The organism is Nocardia sp. NPDC049707 (assembly GCF_040674855.1).
GTDB lineage: Bacteria > Actinomycetota > Actinomycetes > Mycobacteriales > Mycobacteriaceae > Nocardia.
In genome coordinates this window covers 22,378-34,255 of the sequence record NZ_JBFANN010000023.1, presented here as the reverse complement: position 1 = coordinate 34,255, position 11,878 = coordinate 22,378, and the positions used below count along the sequence as shown (strand labels likewise).

The window sequence follows — 11,878 nt, the reverse complement described above, 5'->3', positions numbered from 1 at the left end:
TGCGTGGGAACCTCTTCGTCCTGTCACCGTGACTGTTTATGTGAGACTGGACCGCGAAGCTTTTCACTGGCGCGTTGCGCACGCTTATGTCCGCTGCGGTCCCACCAGGTCGATGCCTCTTCCAGTTGTCCGCGGTAGCGGAGTCGAATCGCGAGATTGTGCATCGCATCGGTATGATCGGCTTCGGCGGCGCGCCGATACCAGACGAGGGCTTCGTCGTAGCGACGCGCCTTGTCGAGCATGATAGCCAGGTTGTACATGGAGTCGGTATTGCCAGCCTCCGCAGCTCGGTGCCACCACTGTTCGGCGTCGCTAACTCTTCGTGCCGCCTGCAACAGGTTCGCCAGATTTCCCATCGCGTCGACGTTGCCGCGCTCGGCAGCTTCGCGATACCACTCGTGCGCTTGGCGGACCTGCCGCTGCGCATAGAGAAGGTTGGCGAGATTGTTCATCGCGCCGGTGTGTCCTTGCGCTGCGGCACGCCGCCACAACTGCTCCGCTTGGGCGCGGTCATCCTGCTCGGCGAAAAGCTGGCCACCCGCGAATAGCGCCTCGGTCTCGCTGCTGCCGGAGCTGAAGGAGTCCACGGTTCCATGGGGCCGGGTTGGGGTCGCGCCGAATCCGGTTGGGCTAATACCCCCGGGGAACACGGGACGCTTGGCTGGCCGTGATGTCCCTGGGAAGACCGGCGGCACAGACGGTTTTCTCCGACCGTTCCGTACCGCGTCGAGCAGTCTGCACTTCGCGCCGTCTTCGTCGGTTCCGAACAGGTCAACTGCCACCAGTTGACCCAGAAGTCCGGTCATTTCGCAGTCTTCGATCCGAAATACCAGGAGCCGTCGGTGGTTTCCATCCGGGTCAGATCGCCAGGCTGCCTGCCACTCTGCGGCAGCGTAAGGCGATTCGTGATAGGCGGCCGACAGAATGGCAATGGTGCGCTCAGCGGAAGCGGCCTTGTGCATTTCGTCAACAAAATGTGCACCCGGCCCGAAATCCCAGGCTTGGACACGCACGCTGTACCCGGCATCCTCGAGCTGCCACGCAATCCACTCCGCCCAACCCTGATCGCTACAGGTATAGCTCACGAAGAAGTTCGCTGCGTCGTCCCGCGATGCTGACCGCCGCATGGCATCAGCCACCTATCGAGCTGCCCGCTGCGCAAGATGACGTGTCAGATCCGCTGCGTGCGGGATACCGTCGTTGCCGAGGACCGCGCATTTCGAGGCTGCTGCCCATGCGGCGATGTCGAGTGTCAAAGGCAGGTCTGCTCCGGCGGCGATCGCGAATGCGAAGGCGCCGTGGAAGGTGTCTCCGGCTCCGCAGCTGTCGACGGTCGCGACTTCTGCCGCGTCGTAGGACCGTAGTCCGGTCTGGTCCATGTACAGCCCGCCAGCTTCGGCCTGCGTTGCGACGAGTGCCTTCGGCCCGAAGTCGGCGAATGTACGGGCCATTGCGTCTTCCAGGCTGAGATCCGGGTGGCGACGGCGAAAGAACTTCGCGGGGGACACGATGTAGTCCACGCCGTTGAGGAAATCCTCGCTGTAAGGCTTGTACGAGCCGGTATCGATGACTATCGGAATTCCTTGTCGCTGGCATGATTCGATGGCTGTCTTGGTGAGGATGTGGTCGGTGCAGTCAAGCAACGCCGCTGCCGCGCCGCGAAACGCGTCATCGAGGACAGTCAGAAGCCGTTCGTCGGCGCTCGGCTGGCCGATCCAGATAGTGGTTCGAGTCCCGGTGTCGGCGGCCAGAAGGCAGCAGGAATGCTGGGAGTCCTGATCCACTTCGAAGAAGTGGCAATCAAGCGACTCGGCGACCATGTTCTGCTTCAGAACGTCGGCATGTAAACCCGTCCCGCACATCGCGTAGACACGGACGTGCCCGCCCAGGCGGGCAGCGGTAATGGAACCTCGTCCGGCTGGGCCACCGACGCCAACGTAATGCTTCCTGACTTCGTTTTCCGAGTCTTCCTTGACGTGGCTGTCGAGCAGATATAGGTAGTCCATGGTTGCCATGCCGACCACGGCGACGGTAGGTGACTTGGTCAACGAAATCGGTTCAATATCCATTCGCTTCCTTCTTCCGGTGAATCGATGACGTGTGTATAAGAGATCTCCGCGGCCTCGGCGACGTGTTTGGTAGCGACGACTACCGCGCGCTCGTTACGGCGCAGCAGGGTGGCGGGGACACCGGCGGTGTCGGAGTAGCTCATCATTTGGCGAATGATTCGGGCCTTGCTTCTGTCGAACGCCAGCACCATGAGGGCCGGACACTCGATGGCGGAAGCTAGACCAATCGTCAGCACCGACTTCGAAGGCTGGTTGGGGTCGATGTACCGTCGCCCGTGCTCGCTGAGCTCGACGATTCGGCAGCCATCCGTAGTGATTCCATCCGTATCGGTGTAGGCGCCTACTTCGTAGCCCAAGACCTCGCCACTGGGTGAGATCGACACACCGTGCACCACCGATGGCCACTGGCGAAGTATCCGTTGGGTTTCCAGAATCGGGTCTCGGTCGGAGATCTGTCCGGACAGCAGGTGGAGCTGTAGCCGGTCGGGGCCGAAACCTCGCGCGGTGAGAGGTTCGATCAAGGTCTCCACGACATGTCGAGTCCTCGACGAGTAGTGCTGTGTGTGGACTCCGAATGTTTCTGTGTCGGAAAGGATTCGCGCCTCTCCGAACGGACGTGGGGCATACTGGTCGGCGATGCGGAGCATGCCGCGGAACAGCAGAGTTGCGGCACGGCCGGTGGGAAGAACCACGCTCCCGTCTGGGGATTGCTGGGCAACACGGAAGTACACATGAGCGGCGGCCTCTGCTGCTGTTCGGTCGGTGTCGAAGACGGCGATCCCGGCGGGCCAACCCGGCTCAGGCGCATTCGCTTGGGGCTGGTGGTCGGGTGCAATGGGTAATGGTCGGCCGCTCAGTGCGGGACTCTTGAGATCGCGCACCAAGGAATCCAAGGTGCTGTCGCGTCGATCCAGCCAGTCGATCCATTGGGTCGGAGCAAGGAAGTAACCCAGCTTCTCCGGCTCGAGCTCCTCGAGTCGAAGCCAGTAGATCGGTATTCTCGCCCTGTCCGCCAACAGAATTTCACGCTTCACATGGACGCTCGTGTCCGCCGCCGCGCAGAACAACAACACCAAGGCATTCGAGTTTCGGATGGCATGGGCGATCGCCTCGTCCCAATCCGAACCCGGCGGCACATCACGCGGTGCATACCATGTGGTCAGCTCATGTCGCGAGAAGTAGGCGGCCACATGTTCGACAACCAGGCGTTTGCTGCTGTGGTAGCTGATGAAAACGGCCACGACCACTCCCCGCCATCATGGTATGGAACGCACACAATTTTACTTGAAGGTCTGGAATCGGCGTTGAGCTTGACGGGTCCATGGCGGTCTCATCCGGGGGTTCTCTCGCCTTCGCCTCCGCGTTGCTGAATCTCGGACCATCGACTGTTCTCTTGCGAGACAAGGCTTTCCACCCGTTCGGCAAGGACGCGTCGCCGGTCGGGGCTGGCGTAGACGCCGATCTCGGCGGCGTAGAGAACCTGTTCGTGTTTGAGCGCTTCCGCGGTGGCTCGATAGGACAGCCAGTTGGTCTGCCATTGGAACAGCTGCTGGGCGCCTTCTGCCACGACGACGACAGCCGAGAGCACCGCTGTCGCGATCGCGGTTGTCGTCAGAGCGACCACCGGAATGGCTGCGCCAACAGCGATCTGACCGAGCTTGACCCATCGGTACGCACGTTGCGCCGAGCCACTCTTCTGCTCGTACCAGTCGCGTTGGTCAGTCAACCGGGCCCACACCGGATCTGATTCGTTCCTCCGCCCGTCTGCTGCTGTCATCGCGCCCCCTCACATCAGGGCAGCAGTGTAAACCTGGCTGGATAAAATACGCAATCATGTTGGCGCACTGACACTTCCGAATTCTGCCGGACGCCTTCGTGCAGAGCCACCCGGCCAAATCACGTCGACAGCGAGCCCAGCCGCGCAAGCGTCCGCAACAGCTGATGCGGTGCTCCCGCGACCTCCCTCCTTACCGTCCCACACGGCGAACAGTGCGTCACACGACGAAATGACCGCCAAGTTCGCCGCGCGGTAGGCCTCCGGACCAGGATCCTCGAAGTCCATAACGCAGACACCTCGAGCCTGCCGCAGCAATACATCGAACTGCGCTCTGCGCTCATCGCCAACCGCCAATTCGCGGTACCGTCGCGCAGGCAAGACCACCTCGAGCGCACCGCCCACATCGAGAACTACCTCGGCGAATACCGAATCGGCACCTCCCGCAATACAACTCACACCGACAAGGTCGGCTCCTGCCAGACACGTAAGACGAGCAGCGATAGCTCGCCGCACCAGGTCGAGCGTCCGCGCCGTGAGATCGATATGTCCAGTTATGCCGATTCGAGGCATGATCACCCCTTGGCTCCGATTCCGCAGTACGTGGCGGCTGATGTCGCCACACAACTCGCGCCAATCCGTCGTAACCGAACTATCTCACGCATCTAGCGCTATTGGCCCGAAAAGGCCGCGACCGAACTGGTCGCGGCCTTTTCGGGGAGGTATCAGGCAGAGACAGACGCCTCGCGCTGGAGTTCGAGCGCGATATCGATCAGCTGGTCCTCCTGGCCACCGACCAGCTTGCGCTTGCCCGCGCGCACCAGCATTTCGGCCGCCGAGACCCCATAGCGTTCGGCCTGACGCTCGGCATGCTTGAGGAAGCTGGAGTACACACCCGCGTAGCCCATCATCAGGGACTGGCGGTCCAGCAGGCATTCCTGTGGCATGACGGGCCGCACCACATCCTCGGCGGCATCGGCGATCGCGAAGAAATCGATACCGGTCTTGACGCCCAGCTTGTCGCAGACACCGACGAATGCCTCGACGGGTGTATTACCCGCGCCCGCACCGAACCGCCTTGCGCTGCCATCGATTTGCTTCGCACCGGCACGAACCGCGTAGACCGAGTTGGCGACCGCCAGGTCCAGGTTCTCGTGCCCGTGGAAGCCGACCTGGGCGTCGTCGCCGAGTTCGGCGACCAGTGCCGCCACCCGATCCGAAACCTGCTCGAGCACAAGCGCACCCGCGGAGTCGACCACATAAACACACTGGCATCCGGCATCGGCCATGATGCGCGCCTGCTTGGCCAGCGCCTCCGGCGGCTGGGTGTGCGACATCATCAGGAAGCCGACGGTTTCCAATCCCAGTTCCCGCGCGAGGCCGAAGTGCTGGATCGAGACGTCCGCCTCGGTGCAGTGCGTGGCGATGCGGCAGATCGACGCACCGTTGTCCTGGGAGATCTTGATGTCCTCCTTGACGCCGACGCCGGGCAGCATGAGCACCGCGATCTTGGCCTGCTTCGCTGTCTCCGCGGCGATCTTGACCAACTCCTGCTCGGGAGTGTGCGAGAAGCCGTAGTTGAACGACGAGCCGCCGAGGCCGTCGCCGTGTGTCACCTCGATGACCGGCACACCGGCGCCATCGAGCGCAGTCACGATATTGCGCACATCGTCGGCGGTGAACTGGTGGCGCTTGTGGTGCGAGCCGTCACGCAGCGAGGTGTCGGTGATGCGGATGTCGAGTTCTGCGGAATATGCCATGGTTGAGCTCCTTTACACCCGGGCCGACAGAATCTGCTGTGCCATGACCTCGCCGACCTGGGTGGCGGCCGCGGTCATGATGTCGAGGTTGCCCGCGTACGGTGGCAGGAAGTCGCCCGCACCCTCGACCTCGACGAATACCGAAACCTTCGCCATCCCACCGGAAACCACCGACGGCGGGTCGAATTGCGGTTCGTTCAGCAGCCGGTAACCGGGCACGTATTTCTGGATATCGGCGACCATCCGATGAACGGAATCCGCGATCGCCTCGGTATCGGCGTCCTCGGGAATCGCACAGAAGATGGTGTCGCGCATGATCATCGGCGGTTCAGCCGGGTTCAGGATGATAATCGCCTTGCCGCGCTGCGCACCGCCGATGGTTTCCACACCACGCGAGGTGGTCTTGGTGAACTCATCGATATTGGCGCGGGTGCCCGGTCCGGCGGACACCGACGACACCGAGGCGACGATTTCGGCATAGGGCACCGGCACCACGCGCGATACCGCCGCGACGATCGGAATGGTGGCCTGACCACCGCAGGTGATCATATTGACATTCGGCGCATCGAGATTCGCGCCGAGATTCACCGGCGGCACCACGGCGGGCCCGACCGCGGCGGGCGTGAGATCGACCGCGCGAATTCCGGCCTCGGCGTACTTCGGGGCGGCTGCCCGATGCACATACGCCGAGGTCGCCTCGAATACCAGATCCGGCAGTTCCGACTGCGTCAGCAACCAGTCGACACCCTCGTGCGAGGTTTCCAGCCCGAGCCCGCGGGCACGCTTCAAACCCTCGCTCTCCGGGTCGATTCCGATCATCCACTTCGGTTGCACCGTGGTGGAGCGCAGCAGTTTGTACAGCAGATCGGTGCTGATATTGCCGGATCCGACGATCGCGGCGGTGACGGTCCCCGTTTCGGACACGGCAAGCCTCCTACTTGAATTGCAAACGGACAGAACCGAGTCCGGTGAACTCGGCAAGGAACGAATCGCCCGCGCGGGCATCGATGGCGCGGGTGCAGGAACCGGGCAGCACGATGTCGCCCGCCTTCAACCGCACCCCGAAACCGGCGACCTTGCGCGCCAACCAGGCCACCGCGATCACCGGATCGCCGAGCACCGCATCGCTGCGGCCCTGCGCGATCACTTCGCCATTGCGGGTGAGCACCGCATCAATGGCCTTGATATCCAGGTCTTTCGGCGCGACTCGCGCCGCGCCCAGCACGAAACCGGCCGAGGACGCATTATCGGAAATGGTGTCGGCCAGCCCGATCTTCCAATCCTTGATCCGCGAATCGATCAGCTCGATGGACGGCGCGTAGGCGACCGTCGCGGCAAGGACATCGGCCTCGGTGCAATCTTCGCCGGGCAGGTCCGCGCCGAGAATGAATCCGACCTCGACCTCGACTCGCGGAATGAGATAGCGCGCGGCCTCGACCGGAACATCCTCGAAGACCTCCATATCCGCGAGCAGATGACCGTAATCGGGTTCGTCCACACCCATCATCTGCTGCATCGCCAGCGATGACAGCCCGACCTTGTGCCCGACCACCTTGGCACCGTTATCGAGTTTGCGCCGGATATTGATCAGCTGGATCTCATAGGCATCGACGACATCGATATCGGGATGCCTGGCGATGAGCGGGTCGATGCCGACCCGATCGCGTTCGGCGGCCGCTAGTTCATCGGCCAATTCGATTCGTATAGCGTCGGACAGCAAGCTAATTTCCTTCCACTGTTGTCGCTTCGGGCAGCGCCGCCCGCGAAAGCCCTACGGTGTCTGCGGCGAATCTCCCCGCACGCCGACCGGAAAAAATGCAGTCGGCCAGGGACAATCCACTGACATAGGAGTCCGAGCAGATGCCGATCGCCGTCCGCCCGGCCGCGAACAGGCCGGGAATATCGGTTCCGGCAGTGGATTTCACCGCTCCGGTGTCTTCGTCGACGACGACACCGCCGAGGGTGAGCATCGGGCACGGATTGATGACGCTCGGTTTGATACCCACATCCAACAACCAGAACGGGCCGGCCCCCACCGTTTTGGTGAATTCGGCGGGCTTACCGACCGGATCGGGCGCGCCATTCGTGATGGCGGCATTGTGCTCGGCGACGGTGGCGCGCAACCCATCGGCATTGATACCGGCCTTTGCCGCCACGGCACCCAGGGTTTCGCCGCGCACGGCACCGCGCCGCATGGCCTCGAACTGTCCGCGCTGAAACCAGGCCGACTGTGTCCGAATCTGGGAGATCGCGGTGCGCATGAGTTCGTTGTCGGCGAGCAGCCAACCCTTGCCGCCGTGCTCGGTGATCAGCGCGTGACCGACCGCGGCGCCGTAGCGGGTCTCATCGATAACCCGGCGCCCCTCCGCGTCGACCAGCACAGAACCGGTAAAAGCACTGGGCGGCAAGATGAATCGCCACGCCGAGATATTGCCCATCCGATCCGTCGCCGCACCGACCTGTTCGGCCATCCGGATGCCGCGGCCGTCATCACCGGTGGTCCCGAGCGCGAGGCCGCCGCGGTACTGCGGCCCGTATTCCCGCAGCATCTCCCGATTCGCGATGAATCCGCCCGCGCTGAGCACCACACCGCGACGAGCCCGAACCCGAATTGTCGTGCGGTACCGGCGATCCAGCTTCGCGAGCCGTCGCTCCAGCGCTTTGCGCAGCGGCGGATAGTAAATGCCCGGCTTGGCCGCGATTTTCGCTATCCGGGTGTAGCGATCCCGGATCCGCCCTGGTGCGTCGCGCAGTGACTCGCATTCGACGCCGATTACCGCGCCGTTGGCATCGGTGATCAATCGCGTTACCTGCGTGAGGGTTTCCACCCGAACCCCGCGCCGCGACGCCGACGCGGCGAGCGGACCGGTGAGCTTCTTCCCGGATGTGCCCTTGCCCTTGACCCGATGTCCGCGTTGCGCGGGCGTCGCGACCTCGCGGCCATAACCGGAGACCTCACTACCGGAGTAGTACAGGTAGTAGCTGTCATTCGGATACGAGGTCTTGTACGGACACAGCGATGCCTCGAACGGCACCCCGTGCCCCTTCAGCCACTCGATCAGCGCCGGACTCTCGGCCACGAACCGCCGCAGCGTCTCGGGCGTGACGGCCGTGCCGACCTCCCGCTCGAGGTAGGCCAGCATCTGTTCCGGCGTATCGCGTACCCCGGCGTCGTGCTGCACCGAAGTGCCACCGCCCGCGTAGATGATGCCGCCGGACAACGCCGAAGCCCCACCACCGGCGAAACGCTCCAGCACCAGCACCTGCGCACCCGCCTCGGTCGCTTCCAGTGCGGCAGCGGCCCCCGCCGCGCCGTAGCCGACAACGACCACATCCGCGGTCAGGTCCCAGTCGCCGCTGGCGACTGCTTGCAGGTCGCTCGAAACAACGCCGCTGGCGACTGCTTGCAGGTCGCTCGAAACAACACGGCCCATGTACCTCACTCCGGTCATAAACTGAAACAAGTTTTCTCGGCGAATGGAACGTCGAGTGCGTCTTCTGCCACTCAACATAGACCAAATGCGGTCCCATTCTATAACGTGTTCTACATGACTGATCCGGTTAATGATCCGCACAGCTATGACGTGGTAGTGGTCGGCAGCGGCGCCGCCGGGATGACCGCCGCCCTGGCCGCGGCCAACCACGGGCTGAGCGTGGTCGTCATCGAGAAGGCCGCGCACTACGGCGGATCGACCGCACGCTCCGGCGGTGGCGTGTGGATCCCCGGCAATAAGGCTCTGCAGGATTCCGGCCGTCCCGATGACCGCGAGGACGCCCGCACCTATCTGCACAGCATCATCGGCGACGTGGTGCCGAAGGACCGGATCGACACCTACATCGACCGTGGTGCGGAGGCCTTCGACTTCGTGCTCGAACACACCCCGCTGAAGATGAAGTGGGTGCCCGGCTACTCCGACTACTACCCGGAGGCCCCCGGCGGCCTCGGCCAGGGTCGCTCGTGCGAACCCGCGCCGTTCGATGCCAAGACCCTCGGCGCGGAGCGGTTCAACCTGGAGCCGCCGTATGCCAAGGCACCGCTCAATGTCGTCGTCATGCAGGCCGACTTCGTCCGGCTCAATCTGATCCGGCGCCACCCCAAGGGCATCATGCGGGCCATGCGCGTCGGCGCCCGCACCTACTTCGCCAAATGGACCGGCAAGCACATCCTCGGCATGGGACAGGCGATCATCGCCGCCATGCGCAAGGGGCTCATGGACGCGAAGGTACCGCTGCTGTTGAACACTCCGCTGACCAAACTCGTCGTGGAGGACGGCGTGGTCACCGGTGTCGAGGCCGAGCAGAACGGCGAGACCGTGCGGTTCACCGCGAAATACGGCGTGGTGCTCGGCAGCGGCGGTTTCGAGCACAACGCCGAGATGCGCACCAAATACCAGCGCCAGCCCATCACCACCGAGTGGACCACCGGTGCGGCCGCCAATACCGGCGACGGCATCAACGCCGGGATGGAAGTCGGCGGCGCGGTCGACTTCATGGCGGATTCCTGGTGGGGGCCGACCATCTTCAAGGGCGGTAAGCCGTGGTTCGCGCTGGCCGAACGGAATCTGCCCGGCACCATCATGGTCAACGGCGACGGTAAGCGATTCGGAAATGAGTCCGCTCCTTACGTCGAGGCCGTGCACACCATGTACGGCGGCGAATACGGGCAGGGTGAGGGTCCGGGCGAGAACATCCCCGCATGGCTGGTGTTCGACCAGCGCTACCGGAACCGCTACATCTTCGCCGGACTGCAGCCTGGTCAGCGGTTCCCATCCCGCTGGATGGAAAACGACCTGATCGTCAAGGCCGACAGCCTCGCGGAGCTGGCCACCAAGATCGGTGTGCCCGCCGAGAATCTGACCGCGACCGTCGAGCGATTCAACACCTTCGCCGCGACCGGTAAGGACGAGGATTACGGCCGCGGCAACAGCCACTACGACCGGTACTACGGCGATCCGACCGTAAAGCCGAACCCGTGCCTGGCCGGGCTGGTGCAGGGCCCGTTCTACGCGGCCAAGATCGTGCCGGGCGACCTCGGCACCAAGGGCGGCCTGGTCGCCGATACCGCCGGGCGGGTCCTGCGCGAGGACGGCACGGCGATCGAGGGCCTGTACGCCTCCGGCAATAGCGCGACACCCGTAATGGGTCATACGTACGCGGGTCCCGGCGCGACCATCGGTCCGGCGATAACCTTCGGCTACCTGGCGGTGCTGGATATCGCCGAGCGCAAGAAGCGGCTGTCGGCCGCGGACACCGCGCAGGCGTAGGCCGGGCGTGGCGTCGCACGGAACGGACGCCACCTTGCCCGCCGCGGCGCGGCCGCCGCACGATTGATACGACGAATATGCACAAGGAGAACCTGGGATGCCCATCGACCCGAATATCGCGCTCGGCGCGGAACTTCCGAGCCGGGAGTTCGCTTGGACGCCGTCGGATGTGCAGCTGTACCAGCTGGGGCTCGGGGCGGGTACGCGCTGGACCGATGCGGCCGAACTGCGCTACCTCGACGATCGCGCGCCGCAGGTGCTGCCCACTTTCGCGACCGTGGCGGCCACCTTCCACGACACCGAACCGCCGCAGGTCAAGTTCCCTGGCATCGATATCGATCTGGCGAAGGTGGTGCACGGCCATCAAGAGGTCGAGGTGCATCGCCCGATTCCGGCGTCGGGCAAAGCGACCGGCACCGGACGCATTACCGAACTCTGGGACAAGGGCTCGGCCGCGGTAGTGGTCCAGGAGCAGACGGTCACGGGTTCCGACGGTCAACCGCTCTGGACCGCACGCTCATCCATTTTCGCCAAGGGTGAGGGCGGCTTCGGCGGCGAACGCGGCCCGAGCACCAAGGCCGAACTCCCTGACCGCGCACCGGATTTCGATGTCACCACGCCGACCCTGCCCCAGCAGGCGCTGCTGTATCGCATGTGTGGCGACCGCAACCCCCTGCACTCGGACCCCGAATTCGCCCGCGCCGCCGGCTTCCCCAACCCGATCCTGCACGGCCTGTGCACCTACGGCATCGTCTGCAAAACGGCCACCGACACCGTGCTCGATTCGGATGCGAGCCGGGTCACCGGATTCCGCGCCCGCTTCGCCGGTGTGCTCTACCCGGGCGAAACCATCCGCACCAGAATCTGGCGCACCGAGGGCGAGCTGATCATCAGTGCCACCGTCGTGGACCGCGACGACGCGCCGGTACTCGCCGACGTCAGCCTGCGCTTCACCTGAGCGCCCGAACCATGTGGTGGTGGCGAACAAACCCGCCACCACCACATTTTCGT

Annotated in this window: 10 protein-coding genes; 2 read left to right on the top strand and 8 right to left on the bottom strand. The window is 64.0% G+C overall.

All coding sequences use genetic code 11. The features are described from left to right. Window positions 1–23: 23 nt before the first annotated feature. The 8 genes from AB0J29_RS21010 to AB0J29_RS20975 all read right to left on the bottom strand — a co-directional run bounded on the left by AB0J29_RS21010 (window position 24) and on the right by AB0J29_RS20975 (window position 9,037). Complete coding sequence (locus AB0J29_RS21010; RefSeq protein ID WP_364788523.1) at window positions 24–1,139, bottom strand: toll/interleukin-1 receptor domain-containing protein; 1,116 nt, start codon at window positions 1,137–1,139, stop codon at window positions 24–26. Next, the gene (locus AB0J29_RS21005) at window positions 1,140–2,069 is read right to left on the bottom strand and encodes a PfkB family carbohydrate kinase (RefSeq protein WP_364788520.1); all 930 of its coding nucleotides are present in this window, start codon (window positions 2,067–2,069) and stop codon (window positions 1,140–1,142) included. Further along, entirely contained in the window at window positions 2,045–3,310 is a 1,266-nt protein-coding gene (locus tag AB0J29_RS21000; RefSeq protein ID WP_364788517.1) for a TIR domain-containing protein, read from the bottom strand. Before AB0J29_RS21000 ends, AB0J29_RS21005 begins: the two co-directional genes overlap by 25 nt. Window positions 3,311–3,399: 89 nt before the next feature. After that, entirely contained in the window at window positions 3,400–3,846 is a 447-nt protein-coding gene (locus AB0J29_RS20995; RefSeq protein WP_364788514.1) for a DUF4231 domain-containing protein, read from the bottom strand. A 722-nt stretch (window positions 3,847–4,568) separates the two neighbouring features. Continuing rightward, window positions 4,569–5,603, bottom strand: a complete 1,035-nt coding sequence (gene dmpG, locus AB0J29_RS20990; RefSeq protein ID WP_364788511.1) for a 4-hydroxy-2-oxovalerate aldolase — start codon at window positions 5,601–5,603, stop codon at window positions 4,569–4,571. 12 nt (window positions 5,604–5,615) lie between these two features. Beyond that, a complete protein-coding gene (locus AB0J29_RS20985; RefSeq protein ID WP_364788508.1) occupies window positions 5,616–6,527 on the bottom strand; it encodes an acetaldehyde dehydrogenase (acetylating) in 912 nt (303 codons plus the stop codon). A gap of 10 nt (window positions 6,528–6,537) precedes the next feature. Continuing rightward, a complete protein-coding gene (locus AB0J29_RS20980; protein WP_364788505.1) occupies window positions 6,538–7,323 on the bottom strand; it encodes a 2-keto-4-pentenoate hydratase in 786 nt (261 codons plus the stop codon). A 1-nt stretch (window position 7,324) separates the two neighbouring features. Beyond that, entirely contained in the window at window positions 7,325–9,037 is a 1,713-nt protein-coding gene (locus AB0J29_RS20975; protein ID WP_364788502.1) for an FAD-binding protein, read from the bottom strand. 114 nt (window positions 9,038–9,151) lie between these two features. Between AB0J29_RS20975 and kstD the strand changes: the two genes are divergently transcribed. Further along, on the top strand, window positions 9,152–10,867 hold the full coding sequence (gene kstD / locus AB0J29_RS20970) for a 3-oxosteroid 1-dehydrogenase (RefSeq protein ID WP_364788498.1): 1,716 nt from the start codon (window positions 9,152–9,154) through the stop codon (window positions 10,865–10,867). Window positions 10,868–10,964: 97 nt separating this feature from the next. Continuing rightward, window positions 10,965–11,825 carry a MaoC/PaaZ C-terminal domain-containing protein gene (locus AB0J29_RS20965; protein WP_364788495.1) on the top strand — a complete coding sequence of 287 codons (861 nt, stop codon included), beginning with the start codon at window positions 10,965–10,967 and terminating at the stop codon, window positions 11,823–11,825. The last annotated feature ends 53 nt before the right edge of the window (window positions 11,826–11,878 follow it).